This is a genomic window from Ancylothrix sp. D3o, assembly GCF_025370775.1.
GTDB lineage: Bacteria > Cyanobacteriota > Cyanobacteriia > Cyanobacteriales > Oscillatoriaceae > Ancylothrix.
The window spans coordinates 82,503-107,228 of record NZ_JAMXEX010000010.1 but is presented as its reverse complement, the minus strand read 5'-3'; the positions used below and the strand labels follow the sequence as shown (position 1 = coordinate 107,228).

Annotated in this window: 22 protein-coding genes; 8 read left to right on the top strand and 14 right to left on the bottom strand. The window is 43.7% G+C overall.

All coding sequences use genetic code 11. The features are described 5' to 3' along the window. Positions 1–90 precede the first annotated feature (90 nt). Positions 91–753, top strand: coding sequence for a Uma2 family endonuclease (locus NG798_RS17260; protein ID WP_261224932.1), 663 nt, complete (start codon positions 91–93; stop codon positions 751–753). 5 nt (positions 754–758) lie between these two features. On the opposite strand, the gene NG798_RS17255 is transcribed toward NG798_RS17260, so the two are convergent. From NG798_RS17255 to NG798_RS17240, 4 genes are read right to left on the bottom strand one after another with little or no spacing between them, the layout of a single operon-like run. After that, positions 759–1,439, bottom strand: a complete 681-nt coding sequence (locus NG798_RS17255; protein WP_261224931.1) for a DUF4351 domain-containing protein — start codon at positions 1,437–1,439, stop codon at positions 759–761. 25 nt (positions 1,440–1,464) lie between these two features. After that, positions 1,465–1,893: a tetratricopeptide repeat protein gene (locus tag NG798_RS17250; RefSeq protein WP_261224930.1), complete on the bottom strand. Its 429-nt coding sequence runs from the start codon at positions 1,891–1,893 to the stop codon at positions 1,465–1,467. 17 nt (positions 1,894–1,910) lie between these two features. Next, positions 1,911–2,180, bottom strand: a complete 270-nt coding sequence (locus NG798_RS17245; protein WP_261224929.1) for a hypothetical protein — start codon at positions 2,178–2,180, stop codon at positions 1,911–1,913. Between the two features lie 24 nt (positions 2,181–2,204). Continuing rightward, positions 2,205–3,374 (bottom strand): FHA domain-containing protein, encoded by a 1,170-nt coding sequence (locus NG798_RS17240; RefSeq protein WP_261224928.1) that lies wholly within the window; start codon positions 3,372–3,374, stop codon positions 2,205–2,207. A 285-nt stretch (positions 3,375–3,659) separates the two neighbouring features. Here NG798_RS17240 and NG798_RS17235 point away from each other — a divergent pair, with 285 nt between their 5' ends. Together NG798_RS17235 and NG798_RS17230 are read left to right on the top strand one after the other, a co-directional pair. After that, complete coding sequence (locus tag NG798_RS17235; RefSeq protein ID WP_261224927.1) at positions 3,660–5,114, top strand: IMS domain-containing protein; 1,455 nt, start codon at positions 3,660–3,662, stop codon at positions 5,112–5,114. Between the two features lie 85 nt (positions 5,115–5,199). After that, positions 5,200–5,916, top strand: coding sequence for a M15 family metallopeptidase (locus NG798_RS17230; RefSeq protein WP_261224926.1), 717 nt, complete (start codon positions 5,200–5,202; stop codon positions 5,914–5,916). Positions 5,917–6,054: 138 nt separating this feature from the next. Here NG798_RS17230 and NG798_RS17225 read toward each other — a convergent pair whose 3' ends face one another. The 5 genes from NG798_RS17225 to NG798_RS17205 form a co-directional block, all read right to left on the bottom strand. Further along, positions 6,055–7,227: a M20 family metallopeptidase gene (locus tag NG798_RS17225; RefSeq protein ID WP_261224925.1), complete on the bottom strand. Its 1,173-nt coding sequence runs from the start codon at positions 7,225–7,227 to the stop codon at positions 6,055–6,057. A 60-nt stretch (positions 7,228–7,287) separates the two neighbouring features. Next, a complete protein-coding gene (locus tag NG798_RS17220; RefSeq protein ID WP_261224924.1) occupies positions 7,288–9,381 on the bottom strand; it encodes a DUF3352 domain-containing protein in 2,094 nt (697 codons plus the stop codon). A gap of 152 nt (positions 9,382–9,533) precedes the next feature. After that, positions 9,534–10,211 (bottom strand): hypothetical protein, encoded by a 678-nt coding sequence (locus tag NG798_RS17215; RefSeq protein ID WP_261224923.1) that lies wholly within the window; start codon positions 10,209–10,211, stop codon positions 9,534–9,536. Positions 10,212–10,633: 422 nt separating this feature from the next. Next, positions 10,634–12,202: a serine hydrolase gene (locus NG798_RS17210; RefSeq protein ID WP_261225039.1), complete on the bottom strand. Its 1,569-nt coding sequence runs from the start codon at positions 12,200–12,202 to the stop codon at positions 10,634–10,636. 210 nt (positions 12,203–12,412) lie between these two features. Beyond that, positions 12,413–13,186, bottom strand: a complete 774-nt coding sequence (locus NG798_RS17205; RefSeq protein WP_261224922.1) for an RNA methyltransferase — start codon at positions 13,184–13,186, stop codon at positions 12,413–12,415. A gap of 246 nt (positions 13,187–13,432) precedes the next feature. Between NG798_RS17205 and NG798_RS17200 the strand changes: the two genes are divergently transcribed. Beyond that, positions 13,433–13,597 (top strand): DUF2256 domain-containing protein, encoded by a 165-nt coding sequence (locus tag NG798_RS17200; RefSeq protein ID WP_261224921.1) that lies wholly within the window; start codon positions 13,433–13,435, stop codon positions 13,595–13,597. Positions 13,598–13,630: 33 nt separating this feature from the next. After that, positions 13,631–14,548, top strand: a complete 918-nt coding sequence (locus NG798_RS17195) for an isoaspartyl peptidase/L-asparaginase (protein WP_261224920.1) — start codon at positions 13,631–13,633, stop codon at positions 14,546–14,548. 76 nt (positions 14,549–14,624) lie between these two features. Here NG798_RS17195 and NG798_RS17190 read toward each other — a convergent pair whose 3' ends face one another. The 4 genes from NG798_RS17190 to NG798_RS17175 form a co-directional block, all read right to left on the bottom strand. Further along, entirely contained in the window at positions 14,625–15,047 is a 423-nt protein-coding gene (locus NG798_RS17190) for a DUF29 domain-containing protein (RefSeq protein WP_261224919.1), read from the bottom strand. Positions 15,048–15,118: 71 nt separating this feature from the next. Next, positions 15,119–16,468, bottom strand: a complete 1,350-nt coding sequence (gene glmU, locus NG798_RS17185) for a bifunctional UDP-N-acetylglucosamine diphosphorylase/glucosamine-1-phosphate N-acetyltransferase GlmU (RefSeq protein ID WP_261224918.1) — start codon at positions 16,466–16,468, stop codon at positions 15,119–15,121. A gap of 271 nt (positions 16,469–16,739) precedes the next feature. Next, a complete protein-coding gene (locus tag NG798_RS17180) occupies positions 16,740–17,804 on the bottom strand; it encodes a two-component system response regulator (protein WP_261224917.1) in 1,065 nt (354 codons plus the stop codon). Positions 17,805–18,088: 284 nt separating this feature from the next. Further along, on the bottom strand, positions 18,089–19,009 hold the full coding sequence (locus NG798_RS17175) for a tRNA (5-methylaminomethyl-2-thiouridine)(34)-methyltransferase MnmD (protein WP_261224916.1): 921 nt from the start codon (positions 19,007–19,009) through the stop codon (positions 18,089–18,091). A gap of 162 nt (positions 19,010–19,171) precedes the next feature. On the opposite strand from NG798_RS17175, the gene NG798_RS17170 reads away from it, so the two are divergent. The 3 genes from NG798_RS17170 (at position 19,172) to NG798_RS17160 (ending at position 23,008) form a co-directional block, all read left to right on the top strand. Further along, positions 19,172–20,440, top strand: a complete 1,269-nt coding sequence (locus NG798_RS17170) for a hypothetical protein (protein WP_261224915.1) — start codon at positions 19,172–19,174, stop codon at positions 20,438–20,440. A 102-nt stretch (positions 20,441–20,542) separates the two neighbouring features. Next, a complete protein-coding gene (locus NG798_RS17165) occupies positions 20,543–21,358 on the top strand; it encodes a sulfurtransferase (protein WP_261224914.1) in 816 nt (271 codons plus the stop codon). 144 nt (positions 21,359–21,502) lie between these two features. Then, entirely contained in the window at positions 21,503–23,008 is a 1,506-nt protein-coding gene (locus NG798_RS17160; protein WP_261224913.1) for a pentapeptide repeat-containing protein, read from the top strand. A gap of 63 nt (positions 23,009–23,071) precedes the next feature. On the opposite strand, the gene NG798_RS17155 is transcribed toward NG798_RS17160, so the two are convergent. Then, entirely contained in the window at positions 23,072–24,697 is a 1,626-nt protein-coding gene (locus NG798_RS17155; protein ID WP_261224912.1) for an MBOAT family protein, read from the bottom strand. Positions 24,698–24,726: the final 29 nt, after the last annotated feature.

The following is a 24,726-nucleotide window of genomic DNA, read 5'->3' as shown; positions in this document are numbered from 1 at the left end:
TTAAATTTTCCTTTGGTTTGCTTTTAATTTTACAGCTTTTGGGGTTATAATAAATAAATAAAATCTTAAAAATTACCGAGGGCCGGTAAAATGGTAACAGCAGTACCAAATCCAGAAGTACAGCAAATTGACTCTCCAAAAACAGTGGTTTTAATGGGAGTTAGTTGGCAAACTTTTATGGCATTATTAGCAGAGGTAGGCGAAGACCGCGCCACCAGATTTGCTTACGATAGAGGAGTGTTAGAAATCAGGATGCCACTTATACAGCATGAAATTCCTAAAGGGTTATTAGAAAGCTTTATTGAAGCCATAGCTGATGAATTAGAAATTGAGGTAATGAAAGCCGGTGCTTTGAGTTTAAAACGCGAAGATTTAAGCCGTTTTATCGAGCCTGATAGCTGCTTTTATATTCAAAATGAAGCTTTAGTCAGAGCTAAAGATGACATTAATTTACCGGCAGACCCCCCGCCTGATTTAGCAATAGAGTCAGATTTTACCAGTTCTTCTCTGAACAAATTCACCATTTATGCTTCTTTGGGAGTTCCTGAATTGTGGCGATATCGCAATCAAAAGCTGGAAATTTATCAACTCATAGAAGGCGAATATCAACCCTCAGAAAAAAGCCTGGCGTTTCCCTTTTTGCCGGTGGCGGAAGTGGCCGGTTTTATTGAGCAAAGTAAAACCCTAGGACAGCGTTCGGCGGTTCGGGAATTCAAAAAGCGAATTAAAGAAATTTTAGAGAGTCAAAATTAGCTGAATTATTCCGCCGGTGCTTCCTCAGAAATTTGCTGCAACCAATTAACTAAATCAGCCTCATTTGAAAAATCTAGCAACGCCTCTGCTAATTCCTCTAACTGCGGCACCGCTAAAGAGCGAATATGACGCTCCAATTCAGGATTAATAGCACCTATTCGGCGGGGAAGTTGGCGGAAAATTAGCGCCAAAGTTTGTGATTGCTTTCCTTGCTGTAATCCTTGTTCTATCCCTCTTTCCATCCAACTTGTGACGATTTCCATAACTACCTCTTGCTGAACTGGTTCCATTGTAGCAATCTCAGATTCTAACCGGCTTTCTTCCTCAGCACTCAGGCGTAAATAAGTGTCAATAAACCCAGAAATTAAGGTCATTCTTGCCGGATCTAAACGCAAAGTTGCCAGCAGACGCAGACATTCTAACTTCACCTGAAGACGATCACTCGGCTCTATATTCATTTTAGCCATCAACGCGCTGGCTACGGGGTTTTGTTGTCGCAAAAAATCTCGCCAATTCAAACGATTTAACTGAATTACATCATAGTCAAATTGCAACACCACCTTATTAGGAAAAGCTACTTGATAAACTTTCGGCTGCACTGTGCGCGGCGAATTAAAAGAAAGCACAGCAATAGGATAAACCGGCAACCTATATTTCTCAGTCAAACGAGCAAAATAACGAAACATCACCCGGTTTCTAAAACCATAACTTTCACCCCTTCATTATCTGCTGAATTTTACTCAACTGCATCCGTGCTTTTTGATGACTCGGCACCACTTCCAACGTCCGCAAAAGCGCCCTTTCCGCACCCCCATAATCACCTAAATTTGCCTTCGCAATACCCAACCCATACCACGCCTCCCCATCTTGAGGAACCTGTTGGATTAACTGTTCCCAATAATAACTCGCCCTTTGATAATCTCCGATTTCTTCCGCAAATTCAGCCCCCAATTTAACCGCTTCAATATAATAATTTCTGTAAAGTTGTGGCTGATTTGGGTCTTTTTGTGCTGCACTGTAAGCCAGCGTCAGCGATTGATTAATTCTCCCTAATTTTAAACAAAGTTTTGCCGCTTGCCACAGTTGGGAAGCAGGGGTATTAGGTTCAATTTGCTGAAGGGAAAAAAGAGGTGACAGCATTGTTTATATATTTCTCCTCATCGCCGAAATGGTTTACCACCCAAAGAAGTCCGAGTTAAAATTTCCTTGATTTGCTCCTCGTTGTAGCCCTTATTTTGTAATAGCGGTTTCAGGTATTCTTCCACCTGTTTTGCCACCATGTCATCCAGTTTTTTCGCATCCACTAAATCCAGTGGCGGAATATCTAACTCTTGCCCTTTGCGCTGTCTCAAAAAGAAAATTAGAAGCACAGCCGCAATTATTGGAACCAAACTACCTAGTCCAGCCAACCAACTGATTATTTCCATTTGATCTACCTCTTCAAAAATAAACTAAGCTATTGTATTTTGTTCTCTTAATTGTCTTATTAAGAGCAAAAATAATATGGGAGGAATCACAAAAGGAATAGTTAAAATAAAACCAAAAGTAAGAATTATAAAAAACCTTCCATTGGATTTTTTAGGAGGTACTCCAGTTTCTTGCATAAGAGCAGGGACTAAAAGATAATATATTAGCCATAATAAAAAAGCTGGAAAAGCGATTATAAGAAGCGGGTTTCCACCAGGAATAAAAAGAGCAATAAAATTAAAAAACAAGCACAAAGCCAACCACAAATACGGCAACACCGGCGTCGGATCAGGTTCAAAACGAGTCACCCAACTCACAAACAAATCCGACCCATAATTTTCAACCAGTAAATAAGTCCTAACTCGATGATAAGACAGAACACCAAACCGCCGATAATCTCCTCTTCCCCCGCGCTGAATAGGAAATAATTCCACCCCTAAAAAAGATTGCGTCGCTGAATCTGCAATATGAGCATCCGTTAATTTAGCAACCAAAAAATCGGTATCTTCGTATTTCTTTAACTGGCCTAATTTTTCCTCAATTCCAAAGGCTATATTTGCCGCCGGCTCTTTAAAATCAGGAATAATATAACCATCAAACGCATTAAAGCCGGTTTCTCCATAAGCGCGTACCCAAGGCGTATTACGAAACCCCGTTACTAAGTAAAACCTTTTAATAAAACGGACAAAAAAATTCTCCTCTTTCTCCACCTGTTGATTCACATATTCTTTCCAAGTCAAAACCTTTGAAGAAACCGGCTGATTATTAACTTGTGTTCTCGGTAAACTACTCCCAGAAGATGTCGGCTGCGAATAAATCGGCTGCGAATAAACCGGCGGTGGAGGCGTAATATTTCCCCCCTGCGGCGTCGCCACCAAAAAAATCCCACCAGCAACAGCTATTCGCGTTTGCTCTCTAATTGCATATTCAGTAATTTGTTGATTGTTTACAAAAGTCCCCCTACTACTTCCCAAATCGTAGATATACCAAACATTTACCATTTGATTAAAACTAAACTTTAAATGTTTAGGTGCCACCACACTCGCATTAGCCAAAGGCAAATCGCAATCCGAACCACTCCCTACCACATATTCCTTATTCGGATTCAGAGTATAGGTTTTTTGTATTTCTTCTACATAAAGCTTTAATTGCATAACTGCCTCTCACAAATACTGCGCCAGAATGGTCAGAAACCGGCTTTCTTCCCAGATATCTGCTTGAAATCAAAGATTTTTCTCAGAAACCGGCTTTCTTTGCCCAGCAGCGAAAACCAAGTATAGAAACATAGTATCAGAAATTCTCAGCCCGTCAATCCCTCAACATCAAAATATGTGTGAATTTTTATTGCAACCAAATCTTAAATTTTTCCAAAGATAAAAACTTACTTTTCTGAGTAGTGCTAAACTACCAAGCAAAAATAAAATCTAACGGAAATACCTATGTCTAGCCCCCTTGAAATAAATTCAATTTTTCACGAAAACTATCAAATACAACAGCTTCTCAAAGAAAGCAATTTTGAGAGAATTTACCTAGCCACAGATTTAAACCACAGCGAAAATTATCAGATCAAAGAATATATTGCCAGAAACCCAGATGCAATACCGGCAGCCCAAAACCGCTTTCAAACAGAATTAAACCACCTAAAAAACCTGCAAAACCCACAAATTCAAGCCTTAAAAGATTACCTTTGGCAAGAAGACCGGCTATTTCTCATCTTACCCCATATCCCCGGACAAACCTATCAAAATTACAACCACCCCCCCATATCTGAACAAGCAGCCATTCAATTATTCAACGAAATTTTACCAATTTTCACCTACATTCACAGCCAAAATATCGCTCATGGAAATATTTCCCCTAACACTATCCTCTTAAAAAATTTCGACAATAGGCCGGTTTTAACCAACTTTGGAACCCTCCAAAACCTCCTCACACAGCTAGGAATAGAAACCCCAGAAACTCCCCTAATAAATCAAGTCAGAAACCTACAAATTCCCCCACCACCGCCACCCCCCCAAGGAGATATCACCATCGAAAATGACCTATACAGCTTAGCAATAACTATAGTAACACTCCTCACCGGCAAACCCCTACAAGTGCTATACCAACCGCAAACCCAAACCTGGGACTGGGAAACCTGGAAACTGGTAAGCGACCAACTCACACAAGTCTTAAACAAAATGCTCTCACTCAACCCCTGGGAACGTTACAACAGCGCCGAAGCAGTCCGCCAAGCCCTCAACACCGCCCCCACAATCATCCCACCGGCACCCGCACCCCTACCACCCCCCTCACCCTACCTCACCCCAACCGTTATATCCCCTCCACTCACAACACAACCCCAAAAAGATAAAACCCCCCTAATAGCATTTGCCATCGGAACATCACTCACCTTAATAGGAATAGTCGCCATATTTGCTACAAACAAATCCCCCAACAACTCCTCAACAGTTAACCAAATTCAAACTCCCTCACAAAGCACACCCACAACCCCAAATTTAACCCCCCTAACCCAACAACAAGCCCTCAATTTAATCAACCAATACTTACAAGCAAAAAGCCAAATATTTGCCCCACCATATAACCGGCAACTAGCCGCCACATTAGTCACCGGCAGAGCCTATCAAGACATCCTTGGGCCAGACGGCACAATCGATTGGCTGCAACAAAGGAACGCCTACTACCGCTATGGTAGACAAAACGCCAACCCCACCGGCTACTTTAACGCCACAGAAACCACAGCCGAAATAGAAATCATAATTACCGAAGAACTTACCCTCTACGTTAATGGTAATTTCGACAACTCAAAACAAAATTCCAATGCCTATCGCTTTAGCTTCTTTCGAGAAAACGGAACCTGGAAAATAGCCAACCGAGAAGTTATAAACCAATAACACCCTATCCAGTAAAAAAAATAACCCATCAGCGTTCATCAGCGTTCATCTGCGGTTAAAAAAAACCATCAAAATCCGTTCTGGTATGAACATCCTAAAAAACCTTAAACAACGCTGGCCTTTTATCCTAGCCGGCCTCTTAATAGTAGTTGGAATCACCCTCAACCTTTACGCCGCCAGCCACTTTTTAAAACCCAACACCAACCCCCTACCCCCACCGCCACCACCAACCGCCATACAACCCCCAAACCCCCCAGAAACTCTCCCCCCACAAACCGAACCAAAATACGGACATTTTCCCTATCCAGAAGCCAACCAAAATAACCTAATAATCATCAGCAGCTACGCCCAAAAACAATATCAACGCTTTGAAAAAATGCACACAGAAGCCGCCTTAGCCCTGATGAAAATGATTTATGCAGCCAGAGATGAAGGAGTCTGGATAGTACCCGTTTCAGGATTTCGCACCATTGCCTATCAAGAAACATTATTTCAAGCACAAATACAGCGCAGAGGTTCCCCAGAAGAAGCAGCAAAATTAAGCGCCCCAGCCGGTTATAGTGAACATCACACCGGCTACGCAATAGACTTAGCAGATGGCAATTTTCCTAAACAAGATATTACCTATGAGTTTGCTAATACAAACGCCTTTCGCTGGTTGAATAAACACGCTAAGGAATATGGGTTTGAGTTGTCTTTTCCTGAAAATAACCCCCAAGGTATTAGTTATGAACCTTGGCACTGGCGTTTTATTGCTTCTCCTAGCGCCGCGAAAATATTTGCCGGTGCCAAAAACCCCTAATATCACATCCGTTAGCATCCGTCGCGTAAAAAAACCTTTTCTTATCTGCGTCCATCTGCGTTTATCTGCGGTTAAAATTTAACCCTTAACAGTAGCGCAGACATCCCGCCTGCAATTGCCCGCCCTCATAAAAAACAACTAATTCCAATACTTATAAACAGCATAAGCCATTGTTACAACCCCCGTCACAATCGCCTGCTCATCCACCTCAAACTTAGGATGATGAAGCGGATAATTTCGCTTATCCTTAAACCCTACTCCCAAGCGAAACATCATCCCTGGCGCCTCTTTTAAATAAACCGAAAAATCCTCAGCCCCTAACGACGGTTCCGGTAAAATTGTTACCCCTTCATTTCCCCAAGCTTCCACCGCCGCCGACTCCACCAACTGCGTCAAAAAAGCATCATTTTGCACCGAAGGAACCCCTCGTTTATAATTCAACTGATACCGCGCCCCATAAGCACTACAAACATTCGCCACAATCTTCTCAATCCATCCAGGTAACTGCTCACTTGTCTCAGGATGCAGCGATCTCACAGTACCCAACATTCTCACATTGTCAGCTATCACATTTGGCGCTCTTCCCCCCATTATCTGACCAATAGTGAGAACCACCGGCCTCAAAGGATTTTGTGTGCGACTAATCGCCTGCTGTAACATCGTTATCACTTGTGAGGCAATCCAAATTGCATCAACCGCCTCATGGGGGCGCGCCCCGTGCCCCGACTCCCCAATAATTATTATCTCAATATCATCCGCCGCTGCTGTTAGCGCCCCATGCCGAATTCCCACACAACCGGCCTCAATTGTTGGGAAAACATGAACACTCAAAATACTATTCACATTCTCCATCACCCCATCCTTAACCATCCACTCAGCACCCTGTGCAATTTCCTCAGCCGGTTGAAACAAAAAACGCACATTTCCCGGTAATTTTTGCCCCAAAGAAGCCAACACCATCGCCGTTCCCAACCCGACAGTTGTATGCACATCATGCCCACAAGCGTGCATCACCCCATCCTTACGCGAAGCAAACTCTAACCCCGTCCTTTCAACAATTGGCAAAGCATCCATATCCGTGCGAATTGCCAACAACCGCTCATCCTTTCCACCGCCAATTAATTCTCCCACAACGCCGGTTTTTCCCACCGACTCTTTAACATGAATTCCACAGGAAGATAACACCCCCGCCACATAAGCAGCAGTCTGGTATTCCTGTCCGCTTAACTCTGGATGGGCGTGTAAATGCCGGCGAATTTCAATCAAACGCGGCGCAAGAGTTAACGTTAAATTTTTAATTTCATTCAGCATAAATTCAATTTTTCTCCTGTAGCTATGCCCACCCATTTAAGCCGGTGGGCACAGCCAAAACTACTTTCTTGCCGGCGCAATCATAATCATAAAATCAGACTGCTCCTTTTCTGGCGTTGTCAACCAAGAACCACTTAAACTGCGAATACTTCCCAACGCCTGCTTCCCTATACTCGCAAACTCCGACTCCAAATACACTGGAGGAATCAACGTATAAGCAAACGACAGCGCCGCACCCCAATTAATAAAATAATACCCAGAATTTGGACGCTGAAAACTATTTGTTGCCGTTTGGAAAAGATAAGTATTTGCTAACGAAGGGTTAGGAGTCGGAGTCAGCCTTGCCATTGGGCTAGTTCCTGTTGTAATAATCAGCGTATTATCCTCTGTCCAACGATAAGATAAAACACTTTGATTGCCTTTTTCTGGGTGAATTCCTTCCCAACTAACTACGGTTTCATTACCCACAGTCCGGGTGTTTTTAGTGAAAAAGTCATTACTCGAAGTTCTCAAAACTTCTTCCAATCTCGCTATCGTTTTTTCTGCCGTAGCCCGATCACTCGTTTGCACCATAAAAGACAAGCCAATCTTTAATGGTTCAAAAATAGTCGGCAATAAACCCCCTTCCGAAGGAAACAACAACAGCGCATATTCTCGATCCATCCAACCGAAAATATCTTTATCTAAATCGAGGCCGGTGTTATTCAAAACCCCTTGACGCATTGCATCAAAAAAAGGCTTTCCTTCTTCCCCACTCCGCTGCACAACCAAATCCCACTGACGTTTCAAATTTCTGCTATTTGTCGAGATATAAGTAGCCCCCGGCAATCTCGTCAAAACCTTATTATCATCCGGGCTTGCTTGCGTTGCTAATTCAGGTTGCAGTTTATTAAAATAAGCATTCGATTGACTGCGAACCCCCTGCTCATCTATCCAACCCAAAGCATCAATACTGTCATATTCTTTGCCAAGCTCTTGCAGAACTCGGTTAAAAACTTCGCTAAATGACGGCACATTTTCTGGGGGGAATTCTTCTGCCGGAATTTCTTCTGGAGGTAATTCTTCGGCGGGAATTTCTTCTGGGGGGAATTCTTCTGTCGGCATTTTTTCTGCTGGCATTTCCCCTGGTTTTTCTTGTTTTGGAGAAATTTCTGCCGGCATTTCTTCTGCTGGCATTTCAGCCGGCCCTAACTTAATCCAAGAAGGCAAAGACTGAGAAGGCATCACCGGCACCACTTTAACCGCTTCCGCCACATTACTATAACCAACCAGCACAGACTCCCCAAATTTTGGATGTTTCAAAGTCCGCTGAAAACTCGCATCATTTGCCACCGAAGAAATACCCGCTTGACTATCAATTAATTGCTCCAAAACCTTAGCCTTATTTGCCGTCACCACATATCCCGGTAACAAAGCAATAGCATAACCCGGCTGAGTCACTGTTAACTCAATATCTGGAAACGTCTCCTCACTTTCTGGATCTGGAGGCATCGAAGGTTCAATTTCCGGTGCCGGTTCTGCCGGCGGGCTATTTTCTTGAGCTAATTTTCTTTGATTCTGATTTGAAGTAAACCCAAAAAAACGGGGTAAAAACCGAGAAATAGGCGCAAAAGCTTGCGGTTCTTCTTCACTTGGCGGCATCGGATCAGGGTATTCTTCCAGAGGAATTACTTTTTCCTCCCACTCAATAACTTGTACCCCTTTATATACCCTCTCAATTGGAGTTTGGGGCTGAACTTCTCTCACTTTTGCCACAAAATTATTCGCACCGGCTTGATCGCGCACCGGCATAACCATCACCGCACTATCCCACAGTTCACCAAACATCCCATCCGCTGCCGGTTGCGGCACAAAAACACCCACCGCCGCCCAATCAGCGATCCAAGGTTGCACATTTGTTTGATAATCAATTCCACTCGGCAAAAACGGCAAAAAACCCGGCCCAGAAATATCAAAAGGAAACGGATTAAACCGATTAAACTTACCCCAATTCTCTTTACTCGTATTAAACAAAACCACCCCCGCCATAGAAGAAGGTAAAACCTTAGTCACCGCAGGAGGAGCCGACGTACTAGGAGGTGTAACAGATTGGGCAAAAACCCCAACCGGATTAAAACCCACAATAGCAACCAAAGGAAAAACAAAACGATTCAACAAAACACTCCTCCCCAAAACAATAAAACTCTCCAAAACAGTATGCCACCAAACCCGATTAATGCAAACACCCCCAAACCCTGCCAAAAACCCTCAACACATCAGCATTCATCTGCGTTAATCTGCGTTAATCTGCGGTTAAAAAACCATCCCTAATCACAAACCGTTAATTGCTTCAACATCCCCTTGTCATCAAAATAAAACAAATCAGAACAATAAGCCAACGTACTCACCTCCAAACTTTTAGGCAAACCATCCACATCAGTATCCAAAGCACGCCATAACTCAATAGCCGGCTTAGACTCAAAAATTCGTCGTTCTTCCGTCCCAACTTTCAGAGGAAAATTATCGCGCTCAGCCACACCGGCCACCCCCTCCGGCTTAAACAACATCGCCGTATAAACAATTGCCTCCTGAGAATCCACCGGCGGCTTAAAACTTCTCACCGCCGTCCTTCCAAACTCGCCATTTCCGCGATTAATCAACATCTCAAACCGAAATTCTTTAGAACTTTGATTCACCAATAACAGCGCATAATCTAACCTATCATCCTGATTAAAATCCGCCGTAAAAATACTACAAGTCAAATTCTCTTTTAATTCCGAATCAGCCTCACGAATAGCCACCACAAAATCGGACGGTTCGGCCAATCGAAAATCCTTAAACTGCTCCTTAAGAACTTCCGGCATATCCCCCGCACACTGAACCGCCTTCACCGGCCTTACTTTTGCCTGGGGAACAGATTGTGATTGAATAGGAGTACGATAAGGGCCTTCATCCTTGCAAGCCACAAGCAAAAACATCAGAACCACAAAAAAAATCTTTTTCATTTTAGATTTTAGATATTAGACTTTAAACTTTAAATTTTACATTCACCCCACTCTACCCCCCACCCGCCAACATCCCCACCCTCAAACAAAGCAGCTAAGCCGCCAAAGCCCCAATCAAAACCGCCATAACCAAGCCTTAAGCAAAACTTGCACCAATCCCCCCCAAAGTCAAACAGGCTATTGACTTGTACCCAAAAAACTGCTATCGTTCCCTGCAATTACCATTTCCAGCCCAAAAACCATTGGCTTGCTTAAAAAAAGCAAAAAGTTGGAAATGAGGTCAGGACAGATAAACACCTATGGCAAAAGCCATGCTACCGCTTCAAAGTTGGGTAAAAAGACCACATCCGCCATAGCCGGGCCCTAAAACAGTAACAACAAAGAAAAAATTGTGCGTTTTGGTTTAAAGGGCCGGCCCCAACTTACTTACTAAAAAACTGATAAACCTTGCGGGAAAACTGGCGAATCAGTTCCGTAGAACGGGGGTCATTATGGGGCCCCTTGACAATCACAGCCGCCAAATAGCGCTTACCAGTAGGCATATCAATCATACCAACATCCCCCACAAAGGTACCAATATCGCCGGTTTTGTGAGCAATAATCGCCCCCTCGCCCAAACCTTGCGGTAGCAGAGAATTATTTACAGTCCGGCGCATAATTTCTAACAAGCGGTCACGAGAGCGCAAAGACATCAACTTGCCTTGCGTCACCAACCCCATCAATTTCACCATATCCTCAGCGCTGGTTGTATTTGTTCCCTCCAAATCTGGTAAAACATTCCGAATCATCGTTGAACTCAACCCCCAAGACTGGAAACGCTGATTAAGCGCTTCTGCGCCCCCTAAGCGGTCGATCAACATATTCGTTGCCGTATTATCGCTAATAACAATCATCTGCGTTGCCACCTCCAACGCCGAAAATTTCGTTCCTGGTGGTTTATATTGCATATCACCGGCCTCTTTGGCAATTAAATCGGGGCGCATCGTTAGCTTCTCATTAAGCTCAATTTTGCCGGCATCCACATCTTGAAAAAATGCCACCAAAATCGGTACCTTAATTGTACTAGCTGCCGAAAATGCCATGTTGCCGTTTAAATTCACATACTCGCCACTATCCACATCAACAAACAAAGCCCCAGCCACCAAGTCTGTCTGTTGTTGGGCTAAATTTTGTAACTCGGTTTTCAACGCCGTTATTTCCTGCTTCATTTCCAAAGCCGGTAACTCGCTGGCGACGGCGAACTGTTCACCGCTTTTAACGCTTGTTTGCTGAGTCTGACCGGCACTCGCCTGCTCAGTTGTTTGGGCTGGATATTGACTAGCTGGGTCAAACATTGATAAAAACGTCCCCGCCATCACCCCAATTCCCACCCCCAAAATCAGCAACCGCGCCCCATAAATCAGCGGCGATGTTGAGCGTTTTTGGGCGTTTTTCGGCACTGATTTTTGCGGACTGCGCGAGCGTGTTTTTGGCCGGTTCTCCTCCACAGACGAGCCTGCACCCCCCTCACTTGGCCGCCGGCCCCGGAATGAAGAAACCGGTTTAAGAGTTCGCTCTACCGTTAACTTCCCGCTTGGATCAGCCCGTAGCCCCGGATCTGCTGTCAATAACGACAAATCACGCTCCGACCGTCTGCGCTCTTCAGCAGCACCCCGGCCCACAAACGGTTTCTGTGAAGTCGTCTCAATAGGCAACTGCACCCGATTTCCCGGCGGTTTTGACTCCACCGGCTGCCGGCGGCGATTATTTCCCTTTTCCGTTAGCGGAAGCGGCGCGTTAGCGCTAGCAGTTTCAAAAGCGGTAGAGTTTTTTTCTCTCGATTGTCGGGACGCCGGTGTTGGCTCAGAACTTTTCTTGCGAGAAGCCTCTCGGCGGCGAGATCCCGGTTTTTTCGGAGTTTGTTTAGATTTTGGCATTTCCGTCACCCCAGACACGGGTATCTCTCCAGAAGCCGGTAACGATTGTCCGCTGGCGTCAGCATCTCCGGGCACTGCCGACAAAAAAGACCTTTTCGGTTTTTTATGAGCCACACTCGACTCCTTTTGTATAAAATCAACAACTTAATGGCACTACTTAAAACGAGAATTTCGGGAAAAATTTGTCCCCTTCACGACTAAAGCCGCGAGTCATCCCTAGTTATTTGTCCTGTGTGATTCGTGTTTTGTCAAGTCTGGACTCAGGCAAACAACCCAAAAGATTTTTCACGGTTCTTGATGGGGAACCGACCCCCTAGCGGTGCCATCCTCCACCCCCGTCACCTTTAGCGCCCACTCCATTTGTCGCAGAATCCCTCGCAGCATGGCAATTTCAGCTTCCCTGGGCATGGCTCGATTCAATAAAATCCGAAATTTTTCCATCCGACTCGCGGCTGTGTGCGGATAAAAATAGCCAATTTTGAGTAAGACTTTCTCTAAGTGTTGATAATAACCTTCCATTTCTTCGATAGGTGCGGCTTGGCTTGGTTCTGATGCCGCTGTTTTTTCTGTTGTTTCACGGGCTAGTTGATACAGTTCATAACAGCAAATTCCTACCGCTTGGGCCAAATTCAGCGACGGGTAAATCTCTGATGAGGGAATGCGGATAAACCGCTGAGCATATTTCAGTTCATCGTTACTTAGTCCTCTGTCTTCGGGGCCAAAGATTAAGGCGGAGGGGGCTTCTAGCAGCCAAGGCAAACACTCTTGGGGATATGACAGCGCCGTTGCGGTTCCCCGTTCGCGGGATGTGGTGGCGGCGGCTCTTTCACACCCTGCTAAGGCTGCCGGTATGTTATCGACTTGGGTTGCGGCTTCTAAAATATCGGCTGCATGGACGGCCATTTTTCGCGCTTCTTCTGAGAGTACATCACATTGCGGATTCACGATTACCAGTTTTTTTAGCCCCATATTTTTCATCACTCGCGCTACTGAACCCACGTTCAAGGGGCCGGCCGGTTCAACTAACACAATCCTTAAGTTTGATAGCATTTTTGTCATAAGTTATTTGTCATAAGTTATTTGTCGAGGCAATTCTCTCCAAAACCCTCACCGGCATAGCCTCCCCTAGGGAAACGGTGGCTGTGCTTGCCCTGGCTGGAAGGCTCTTGATTGTCATTTCAAGAGTTATTTTTCTTTACCAGATTATCTATTTTTTGTCAAGGACAAAATAACAAATGATCATTGACAATTGACTCTTGAGCAATGAGAATTGAGTCAAGACTCCTGAGAGTTGACTGCTAACCAATGAGAAATAAGTCTGATTTACCCTCAAAAGTTTGTCCCGTTTGTCAGCGTCCTTTTACTTGGCGAAAAAAGTGGGCCGATTGCTGGGATGATGTGAAATATTGCTCAGAACGATGTCGGAGGCGCCGGTCAAATGCTGTGCCGGATAATTCCGACGGTCGTTAAGTCAAAATCCTCTTAATTTTTTTCTCACTCAAGATGGTACAACCTAAATTAATTATTCATGGCGGCGCCGGCAGTTCTCTTAAGGGTGGTAAAGATGCTGTGCGGAAGTCTCTTTTTAAGGTCGTTGAAGAAGTTTATGCTTTGCTTTGTTCTGGTGCTTCTGCTAAAGATGCGGTGGTAAAAGGTGCTCAGTTACTTGAGGATGATCCGCGTTTTAATGCCGGCACCGGTTCGGTTTTACAATCGGATGGTCATATCCGTATGAGTGCTTCGCTGATGGATGGTTTTGCTCAACAATTCAGCGGTGTAATTAATGTTTCGCGGGTTCAAAATCCTATTCTTTTGGCGGAGTTTTTACAGTCTTCGCCGGATCGGGTTTTGTCGGATTTTGGTTCGGCTGAGTTGTTGCGAGAGTTGAGTGTGCCGGTTTATGATCCTCTGACTGAACAACGTCTCAAAGAGTGGATTGATGAACGTAATCATAATTTTAGCCGCGAGATGGCTAATGTTGTCGCAGAACCGGCCGGCACGGGTACAATTGGTGTGGTAGCTTTGGATAGCGAAGGTCGAATTTGTGCAGGAACTTCCACCGGCGGTAAGGGTTTTGAAAGAATTGGTCGCGTGAGTGATTCGGCAATGCCGGCCGGTAATTATGCTTCAGCAAAAGCGGGGGTGAGTTGCACCGGCATCGGTGAGCATATTATTGATGAATGTTTGGCTCCGCGTATTGTAATTCGTGTGGGGGATGGTTTATCTTTAGCGGAAGCTATGGAACGTTCTTTTACGGAAGCCGGCAACAATAACCGCGATTTTGGTGCAATTGCTCTGGATAATTCGGGGACAATTGGTTGGGGAAAAACCAGTGAGGTTTTATTGGCTGCTTATCACACCGGCTCGGAAATGGGCGATACTTTGGAATTGCCGGATGGGGTGATTACGGGTTGCCGGTAATTAGTTTTTAGTACGCTGTTGAATTGTTAAAATTTTGAGTTAAAAGCCCGATTCTTTAAAGAAAACGGGTTTTTTTTTATATTTTAAAAAGTTCGATGGCTTGCGATAAAATTGCTGGCCGGTTGACCATTGTGGCTAGTTCTTCTGCTTCATATCTTCCTTCAAATGCTTCTAATGCAGCGCGTTTGATGGCGATTGGATAGCCTTCTTCTAAAATTTGGAGAAGTTCTTCGTTAGTAAGATAATAACCCTCGGTTTTTTTGCGTTTATTAATTTTGTTTATCTCTCGGACAGAGTTTTGAATGGAAATTTCCCAAGAGCGAGTTGAGCGTTTTTCTGCATTTTGCTTAATTAAGTGAATCAGAAGAATTACACCATAGCTATCAATTTTGTTAATTTTATCACTGAGACTCATTTCTTCTAATTCATCGACAATTTGTAAGGCTTCATTTAGTTTGCCTTGCTGGATAAATTGGCGTATTTGTATAAGTTCTTCCATATAGGGAGTGGGGAATAAAGGGAGGGCCGGTAATTGGATTAAACCAATTACCTTTGATAAGTAGCTTTAAATCAAGATTTCATCCGCCAACCTTCTTTGACAACTTGACGAGAACGAGCTACAACTAAACTATCATTAGGAACATCTTCAGTGACAACAGAACCGGCTGCAACTGTGACTTGTTCCCCCAAAGTTACAGGCGCAACTAAGACGCTGTTGGAGCCAATTTTGCTGTTAGATCCGATGTGGGTGGGATGTTTATTTACGCCGTCGTAATTAGCGGTGATAGTGCCGGCCCCAACATTAACCCGATTTCCTAAACTCGCATCACCTAAATAAGATAAGTGAGCGACATTTGTTTTTTCGCCTAACTTTGTATTTTTTATTTCAACAAAGTTACCAATGCGACAACCGGCACCCACATCTACATGACCGCGTAGGTGAGCATAGGGGCCAATTCGAGTGTCAGACGAAACTTTGCTATCAGTAATAACTGAATACAAAACGTTAACATTCTCGCCAATTTCGCTATTTTCAATCAAACTACCGGGGCCAATGCGACAACCGGCACCGATCACAGTGTTTCCGCGTAAGTGAGTTTGCGGTTCTATGACAACATCTGGGTGTAGTTGTACGGTATCATCAATTGTCAGGCTATCGGGGTCAATGAGGGTGACACCGGCAGCCATCCAATCATCTTTAATTCTGGTTTGTAAAATTTTATAAGCGGTGGCAAGCTGTTTGCGGTCATTGACTCCGAGAATTTCCTGATAGTCGTCCACATCGACTACCCGCACTGGGTCGAGATAGTTGACGGCATCGGTGAGGTAATATTCGTTTTGGTCATTGTTGGCCGAAAGTTTTGGTAAAACTTCAGCTAAGGCAGACCAACGGAAACAATAAACACCGGCATTAATGCGGCGGTTTTGCTTTTGGGCCGGTGAGCAGTCGCGGTCTTCAACAATTTCTTTCAGGAGATTTTGACTATCGCAAAACACGCGCCCGTAGCCTTTGGGATCGGGTAATTGTGCTGTTAGTAAGGTTGCTGCATTGCCGTGATTTCTGTGCGTTTCCAGCAGCATTTTAATCGTTTCTTTTCGCAGTAGCGGGACGTCGCCGTTTAAAACGAGTAGATCTCCCGTCATACCTTGCATATAGGGGATAATTTGCTGGACGGCGTGGCCGGTGCCTTTTTGTTCGGTTTGTTCGACGAATTCGATGCCGGCCCAATAATTTAAAGATTGTTTGACTTTTTCGCCGCCATACCCAACAATCACCAAGTGACGGGACGGTTCAACGGATAAACAACTATTGAGAACTCGCTCTAAAAGCGTGCGTCCTCCCAAGGAGTGCAAGACTTTGGGGAGGTCTGATTTCATCCGCGTACCGCGTCCAGCCGCTAAAATTGCTACTGCTACCATTCGCTTAATTGCCTGTATTTGGGAGTGGAGTGTATTTCAAACAAACATGGTACAGTTTACCATGCGTTTTTTTGGCGAGTTTTGCCGGTGGGGCTGAGCTATTTTTATTTAGGGTGCGGGATCAATTAATCATCGTGGGCGTAAAATTTGGCAGGATTTTTTTTATTGTTTCATCGAGGTAAGGATAATTTTTAGGTTGATTTAGCCGCGCTTTTTTAGCAAGAATTTTTATGCCTTATAGCGGGTTGAAATTTACAAATACACCGATTGTTTAGGATGCCCGCGAGATCATGCTGTTCTCACACGAAGCGGCACCGAGGGCTGGGGAAAAGAAGGCATTTTGCTCTTCTGATGTTGGCAAGGCTTTTAGATAGTTTTGACTGATAAACTCTGTAAATTGGGTAATTAGTTTGGGGTTGCGCCAGCCTTTGTTAGTTTCCTCGGCCATAATTTTGAGGGCATCTTCTGGGGTGAAGGCGCGTTTATAGGGGCGTTCGCTGGTGAGGGCGTCGTAAATGTCGATCATTTGAAATACTTGGGCGATGTAAGGAATTTCATCACCGACTAAACCATCGGGGTAGCCGGTGCCATCCCAGCGTTCGTGATGGTAGCGAATGATTGGTAATACTCCTCGCATTGTCCGCAAAGGTGAGCAAATTTTTTCGCCGATTAAAACGTGCTGGTTCATAATTTCTCGTTCTTGTTCGGTGAAGGGGCCACGTTTTAGTAATACGGCGTCAGGAATGCCTATTTTGCCAATATCGTGTAGGTAACTTCCCCACATTAAATCTCGCAATTCACTGCGTGATAGCTGGAGATAAGCTCCGAAGGCTTTGCCCAAGGCGATAAGGCGTTCGCAATGATCGCCTGTATTGGGATCACGGCTTTCGACGGCTCTGGCTATGGAAAATAAAACTTGCTCGGCGTGATCTAAGTCTTCGTTGAGGCGTTTTTGCCCCACTAAAGACTTAACACGAGCCGCCAGTTCGAGGTGGTCAAAAGGTTTTGTCAAAAAGTCATCTCCACCGGCTTCGATGCCTTTTATCCGCGAACGCCTGTCGTTAAGTGCTGTAATGAATATGACTGGGATTAGTCGTGTCTGCTCGTCATGTTTGAGCCGACGACATACCTCAAATCCGTCCATTCCTGGCATCATTACGTCCAGTAAAATTAAGTCGGGATTTGTTTGACTGACGCATTTAAGAGCGGCTGGCCCGCTTTCTGCTTCAAAGACTTCGTAGCCTTCTACCGATAGCAGCGCAACGGCGGTCATCCGGCTGGCTGGGTGGTCGTCTACCACCAGAACTTTTGGGGATTCTGTATCGAAGAAACTCACTGCAACACCTTGTGAATGAAAAGTTTAAAGAATTTGATAGTTAAAGACGGAATGTTTAACTTTTGCGAGTCCTAAGTGGGCTTTTACTACCTTGAGATTATCTTTGATTTACCTTGCTGGTAAATCAGTTATTCTACGGAGATGCTAAAAGGCTCGATTGACTGTTTTGAGCCTTGGTGTTTGGGTGTTTGAAAAAGCCAGCATCAAAGGGGGAAATTTTTTGCTTACTCGCTTCTTTATTTTATTGTTACAGGTGTTTTATCTAGTCGGGGTATTTTTTAAAGTTATGTTACGTTTCCCGTAGGGGAATCTCTTGCTGTTACCCACCGCTTTTTCCATGCTTGAGTTGGCTCAAGCTGAGATGTCTGCTGTTCAAGTTTTCTCCGTAGAATAATCTCTTGAGCATTGTCTCGTAGGTGGGGGTCACGGTAGGGAATGGCGGCGCGGGTGCGTAAATGCTCGCTTTCTTGGGCGGAAAGTTTCAGTGAATTTACATAGATGTTGTTGCCGTTTTGTAATGTTTCTTTACAAGCGACGGTACCCGGAGAACGCCGGCCCACTGGGGGGGTAGAACCAATGTTTAAACCGGCTGCTTTCATGGCGTTGCGTGCGGCGGCTGAGGAGGAGTAGGTGGCCAGCAAACCGTCGGGTTTCAGACAACCGGCTACAAGGGTTAAAAATTCTACTGTCCACAATTGCGGGCAATGGGGCGGCGAAAATGGATCAAGAAAGATAGCATCGGCTTTAAATCCTGTTTTTTGCACTTGCTGGATGCTTTGTCTGGCGTCGCCTAAGAGCAAGTTGGCTTTGATTTTTGGTGTGTCTAATTTTTGCTCGGTGGCTAATTCAGCTAAAAGTTCGGGAATTGGCGATGCCCACCCATTGAGGAGGTTGTGCGCTAGGGCGCTTGCTGGTACGCTTGGCTCTAATTCTAAACCCACCCATTCTACTCGGCAGTTGGGGTTTGTTTTCCAAATTGTCTCTAAAGCGGCGGCTGTGTTGTACCCTAATCCATAACAAATGTCGAGTAAATAAAGGGCCGATTGTTGGGCTCTTTGCCTCAGTTGAGTCGGCTCGACAAATTTCAATTCTGCTTCTTGCTTGGCTCCATAATGTGAATGGAAGCTTTCGCCAAATTCTTGTGAAAAAAAAGTAAAGGAGCCGTCTGCTGTTTGTTGGGGGGTAAAATTGCCGGTGGGCTGCATTTTAGTTTTGGGTTGGGAGGCGGAAAATAAGTGTTAGTTTCTGTATTAAGATGATACTTTTTACTCAAAAAGCTCATTTTGCTTGTCCGGGCAAGCATTTAATTGATTTGTTTTTTACTGAAGGCTAAGCCGAGATTATCATAATTTAATCCTATGAGGCAATTGACAAACCAAGGAATCGCAAAAACGTTTTTGTGGCCGGTATGGTTTCCCTATCCTAGTTCTTGGCTAAAATCTGCGGGTTTATGTGTATTGCTAACCGCAGTTTTCTATTCTATCGGCATAATAGCTAGTCTCAATTACCAAGGTTTCAAAAGTTTCTCGGATAATCCAGAGTTATTGACGGTTTTAATGATCTTGGCCTTGCTTTTTCCAATTCCCGTGATAGCTTTTGGACAGGAAATTTTTCAGTTATTTTTAAAGGGCTTTTTTAAAAAAATTCCACCGGCCCAAAACCAAGGACTTTTACCCAGTCTGCTTAGTTGGTGGGAAGGCTTATATAGTTGGTTGGTTTTTCTTATTTCTAGTTTGATAGTTACGGCTTTTATAGAAATAATTTTGCAGCTTTTTAATCTTAATTTAAGCTGGCTTTGGGAGCCGAGTTGGTTGGAAATAAAAGTTGTTTTAATTGGGTTGTTTTGGGTAGGAGTGGCTGCCGGTTTTTACCAAATTGAGTTTTTAGTAAAACAGTTTTTAATTGCGGGGGGTGTGACTGAACAGAAAAGACTTTATTCTCAGCATCAAGAAAAGGAAAAAGTTGCTGACAGTGTAACTGAGCCTGAATTAGAGGCCACTTCTTCCAAGGCTGAAAAACTAATTCCAAGCCCACCAGCTTTTAGGTGGCGTCAATTTATTTGGTTATTTTTCCAAAAAGCTTTTATTCCTTTAATTATTATTTTGGGAATTTTGAGAAGTTATAGCTCTACCCAACTGACACAAATTACTAAAGGTTTTGATCCGATGGGGATGGAAGTTATTTCGGGTTTTCCTGTAAGTTTTCCCTGGTTTGTTTCTACTACTTTTTTTTGTCCCCAAACGCCTGAAATTTTGACATCAAAGCCAACTTATACAACTTTTGCTAAAAATCCGATTATTTCGGAAGCGCCGCTGCCGGTGCCTTATGCGCCTCCTTTGCCGGGAAAGCCTTCTAAAATTAAAATCGAAGCGCCGCAAGTTTCGCTGCAAATTGATCCTTTTCAGCAAGCGGTTTATCGAGCAACAACGGCGGCTAATTTAGCTAAACTGGCAAAAACTGAGGATGAGTGGAAAGGCGTTTCTCGTCAGTGGCAAGATGCGATTAAGTTAATGCAAGCGGTGCCGGTTGAAAGTCCTCAATATAAGGTGGCGCAAACGAAAGTTAAGGAGTATGAGCAAAATTTAATTTATGCCCAAAAAGCTGGGGGGGTGAAGGTTAAAGATATTGGAGGATGAGAAGATAGCTAGAAAAGTGGAAAAATTTTAAAGGTGGTGCTGTCGATTGCAGGCTAAACAAGGTAAAATTTGTTTTAATCTGCGATGAATAATTTTTGAAGTATGACTAATTTGGTGATTTCTCCTCAGTGGTTGTTTGAACATTTGGATGATGCAAAGGTGGTAATTGTTGATTGCCGGTTTTCGCTAAATGATCCGCAATGGGGAGAAAATGAATATAAGGCTAATCATATTCCTGGGGCGTTTTATTTAGGCTTAAATCAGGATCTTTCCAGTCAAGTACAAAAACATGGCGGACGTCACCCTTTACCCAATGTGGAAAAATTGGGAGGAAAGTTATCTTCTATGGGAATTGATGGGGATACTTTGGTGGTTGCTTATGATTCGTCTCGCTTTGCTTTTGCGTCGCGTTTGTGGTGGTTGTTGCGTTATTTAGGACATGAGAAAGTGGCGGTTTTGGATGGTGGTTTTTCGGGTTGGTTGGCGGCGGGATATTCGGTGACAACAGAGTTGCCAAGTCGAAAACCGGCTGTCTTTATTCCGCAAGTGCAAGGGGATAAAGCTGTGGATATTGAGTATGTGAAAAAGCAGAAATATTTGGCAAATTTTATGTTGGTTGATTCACGGGAACCGGCCCGTTATCGAGGGGAAACGGAACCGATAGATCCGGTGGCTGGGCATATTCCGGGGGCGGTTAATTTTCCTTGGCAGGAGGTGACAAATAATGAGGGGATGGTAAGGCCGGTGGATGAGCAAAAAGGCCGGTGGGAAAAGGCGATTAACGCGGATGAAATTGTGGTTTATTGTGGTTCGGGGGTGACGGCTTGTGTTAATTTGCTTTCGCTGGAAATGGCGGGGGTTAAGAATGCTAAATTGTATGCGGGAAGTTGGAGTGATTGGTGTTCTTATTTGATTTAAAAATGTAGTTAATGCCGGTGGTTTTCAATCGGCTTTTACACAGAAAAAGCTTCGGGCCGGTGGCTATTTGAAGGGATGATTTTTTGTGGGGATAAGTGATAAAATTCGATCAAATAACTCCAGCCGGCACCCGGTTTTTGCTATATGTCAGACTTAGAACGGGAATTCGCATCTTTAGCCTCACGGGTTTTGCACTTGGAAACTCAGCAAATCGCCATTAAAAAATATGTGGCCGATATTGAATTTCGCTTAGATGTTCTCGCAGAAAAATTTAACACGATTTCTTCTGCTAAATTGCCCGCTAATTTGCAAAACGAGTTAGATGCTTTGAAAGCTGATTTTGCCAAAATTATCCATTATTTAAAAAACAGCGGCGATGGGCGTCAGTCTTTGGCGAATGGCGGTGATTTGGGGTTTTTGGAAGGAGTAAAAGTTGAGGAAGAGCAAATTTTAAGGCAATTTAATAATCGGGTTGAAGGGTATCTCAATCAAAACATTATTGAGGGCGAATTTCCTCAAGAATCTGGTAAGGTAGCAGAAAGAATTGAAGAAATACGAGAGGAAAATCAGGAACAATTTGTCATTTGTGAAGAATTTTTAAAAAAGTATAAGGAAGGAAAACGCAATTTTAAAGGCATTAACTTAGCGGGTGTCAACTTAAGTGGAAAAAATTTAACGATAAATCAGGAATGCAACTTAAGTAAAGCGAATCTTTCAGGAGCTAACTTAATAAATATTAATTTGGTAAACCAAAATTTGACTCAAGCAAACTTGACGAATTGTTACTTATCTAAGGCTCACTTACAAATGATTAAGCTAGAGGGAGGTATTTTGGAAAATGCCGACCTTTATCAAGCCAACTTATGCCTAGCTCAACTCGCTTATGCTAATTTTAAAAGGGCAAATTTAAGGGAAGTGAATCTAATGCAAGCAGATATGCGTAGCGCAAAATTAAGCCAAGCAGATTTATTGAAAGCGAATCTGCAAGAGGCGATTTTGATTTCAGCCAATCTCAGCGAGGCAGAATTATCTGAAGCTAAACTTATTCGAGCAACTTTGAATAATGCTAATTTGAGTAAAGCAAGACTCATAGCCGCAGATTTAACCTCAGCCAATCTCAGAAACGCTAACTTAAGTGGTGCCAATTTAACCAGAGCAGATTTAAGAGGTAATGGCGTTGACCTTTACGGTGCTAACCTGGAAAATGCAATCCTAGAAGGTACTTTATATGATAGCGAGGCTCGATTTCCTATCAATTTTGATCCCGTTAAAGCAGGTGCATATTTGATTGCCCCTAATGCGAACCTTGAAAAGGCTATTCTATGTGGCGTTAACTTGGATAGGGCTAATTTAACTACGGCAAACTTACATGGTGCAAACTTAAGTAAGGCAAGTTTTAAGAATGCAAATCTCACCAATGCAAATCTGACCAATGCAAACCTAGAGGGTGCAAACCTAGAGGGTGCAAACCTAACTGACGCAAACCTAGCGGGTGCAAATTTAATGGGCGCAAAACTCCATTGTCCAGATACAGAAGGGATCTACAAAAGAAGCTTACCCGGCGCCTTCAACATCAGAGTAAATCCAGCCATCCTCAAAAACGCAAAACTCACCGGCGCGATCATGCCAGATGGCACAAAACATGAATAAATTATCTGTAAAAAATTACCCCAATAAAAATGTAGAGGCCGGCCCCCTAAAAACGACAAATAACTAAAAATCAAAATAAATAAAAGCCGGCGTACCTTGAGGCGCCAACAACCAAACCACAAAGAAACAAACCGGCACTAACAACATCTTCAACGGCCAATTTAACTCTAACTTTAACCCCCGATTAATCACAAAAGAAATCGTCATCGCCGCCGCAATACTCGCTAAAATCATCGAAATTTGAAGCCGGTCTAAACCAAACGTATCAAAATAAACCTTTTGAGTAAACTGAGCATCACCCCGATGATTTAAAAAATGCAGAATAGCCCAACTTGAATCTTTCAAATTAGGCAATCTAAACCAAATCCAAGACCCAAAAACCAACCCTTGAGTCAACAACCAAGCCATCAAAATACCCGGTAAACTTTGCCACCAACTTTTAAAAATTGGAACCCGACTAGAAACCGCCTCAGTCAGCCGGTGAATTACCAAACCCACCCCATGAATTAATCCCCAAACCACAAAACCCCAAGCCGCACCATGCCAAATTCCGGCAATTAACATAATAATTAATAAATTCAAACAAGTGCGTTCTAAACCCTTGCGAGAACCCCCCAAAGGAAAATAAAGATAATTCCGCAACCAATCACCTAAAGTAATATGCCACCGGCGCCAAAAATCCGCAATACTCGTCGTGAAATAAGGGAAATCAAAATTTTCTGGTAACTTCAACCCCATCAACATTGCACTACCCCGCGCAATATCAACATAACCACTAAAATCTAAAAATAACTGCAACCCATAAGCAATTGTTGCCAGCCAAATATCGCCACTTCCAGCCCGTTGTAAATTGCTGAAACTCAAATCAACCAAAATCCCCAAACGATCCGCAATTAAACCCTTTTTTACCGCCCCACAAGCAATTAACCAAAGCCCATCCGTCACCTCTTCTGCCATTGGCAATTGCAAAGACTTTAACTGATTAATAAAAGTGTGATACCGCGTAATGGGCCCCGAAAGCAACTTTGGAAAAAAGAACTTATACGCTGCAAAATCAATAAAATGCTGACTTGCCGGTGCCCCCCGATAAACATCAATCAAATAAGCCACACACTCAAAACAGAAAAAACTTATCCCCAAAGGAGCAAAAACATTAGCCCTAAACCAACTTGCATTTTCCTCAACCGGCACTAAATTAAACAATTGCCCCACAGTATCCAACAAAAACCCCACATACTTAAACCCCACCAGCAAAGCCACATTAAAAACAATTCCAAACCACAAAACCGCCAACCGGCGAGGGTTCCAACTGGCCTGAGCTAACTCTAAATCTTCCGATAAAATCGCCCCCGAATCGCCCGATGGTGCTAGATCAATCGGACAAGATGGATAAATCGGTTTTTCCGGGTTTTCCGAATCTTTTAAATCCTTAGATTTTCTTTGCTGACGCGGTTTTGCCCCCAACTCTCGCCCCAACTGAAAATTAATAAAAACCACCACCAAAAGCAGGGGAATATACCTTAATTGCGAAGTAATTGCATCAGGCGAAGCTTCGGTTAAAAACGCCGCATAGAAAACCAAACTCGCCAACAAAATCAACCAATAACGAAACTGAGTTACCCCAGCCGTCCAATAAACACCGAGAAAAGTCAGCAAAAATATGGCGTAAGAAATTGAAAGAAAATCCATAGGGGTTAAGTAATTGCAATGATGGCGCT

Coding starts and splice junctions, on each gene's coding strand:
- NG798_RS17200 (WP_261224921.1), top strand. CDS start 13,433: ATGAGAAATAAGTCTGATTTACCCTCAAAAGTTTGTCCCGTTTGTCAG.
- NG798_RS17245 (WP_261224929.1), bottom strand. CDS start 2,180: ATGGAAATAATCAGTTGGTTGGCTGGACTAGGTAGTTTGGTTCCAATA.
- NG798_RS17190 (WP_261224919.1), bottom strand. CDS start 15,047: ATGGAAGAACTTATACAAATACGCCAATTTATCCAGCAAGGCAAACTA.
- NG798_RS17225 (WP_261224925.1), bottom strand. CDS start 7,227: ATGCTGAATGAAATTAAAAATTTAACGTTAACTCTTGCGCCGCGTTTG.
- NG798_RS17215 (WP_261224923.1), bottom strand. CDS start 10,211: ATGAAAAAGATTTTTTTTGTGGTTCTGATGTTTTTGCTTGTGGCTTGC.
- NG798_RS17175 (WP_261224916.1), bottom strand. CDS start 19,009: ATGCAGCCCACCGGCAATTTTACCCCCCAACAAACAGCAGACGGCTCC.
- NG798_RS17155 (WP_261224912.1), bottom strand. CDS start 24,697: ATGGATTTTCTTTCAATTTCTTACGCCATATTTTTGCTGACTTTTCTC.
- glmU (WP_261224918.1), bottom strand. CDS start 16,468: ATGGTAGCAGTAGCAATTTTAGCGGCTGGACGCGGTACGCGGATGAAA.
- NG798_RS17165 (WP_261224914.1), top strand. CDS start 20,543: ATGACTAATTTGGTGATTTCTCCTCAGTGGTTGTTTGAACATTTGGAT.
- NG798_RS17260 (WP_261224932.1), top strand. CDS start 91: ATGGTAACAGCAGTACCAAATCCAGAAGTACAGCAAATTGACTCTCCA.
- NG798_RS17250 (WP_261224930.1), bottom strand. CDS start 1,893: ATGCTGTCACCTCTTTTTTCCCTTCAGCAAATTGAACCTAATACCCCT.
- NG798_RS17195 (WP_261224920.1), top strand. CDS start 13,631: ATGGTACAACCTAAATTAATTATTCATGGCGGCGCCGGCAGTTCTCTT.
- NG798_RS17230 (WP_261224926.1), top strand. CDS start 5,200: ATGAACATCCTAAAAAACCTTAAACAACGCTGGCCTTTTATCCTAGCC.
- NG798_RS17205 (WP_261224922.1), bottom strand. CDS start 13,186: ATGACAAAAATGCTATCAAACTTAAGGATTGTGTTAGTTGAACCGGCC.
- NG798_RS17240 (WP_261224928.1), bottom strand. CDS start 3,374: ATGCAATTAAAGCTTTATGTAGAAGAAATACAAAAAACCTATACTCTG.
- NG798_RS17235 (WP_261224927.1), top strand. CDS start 3,660: ATGTCTAGCCCCCTTGAAATAAATTCAATTTTTCACGAAAACTATCAA.
- NG798_RS17160 (WP_261224913.1), top strand. CDS start 21,503: ATGTCAGACTTAGAACGGGAATTCGCATCTTTAGCCTCACGGGTTTTG.
- NG798_RS17255 (WP_261224931.1), bottom strand. CDS start 1,439: ATGTTTCGTTATTTTGCTCGTTTGACTGAGAAATATAGGTTGCCGGTT.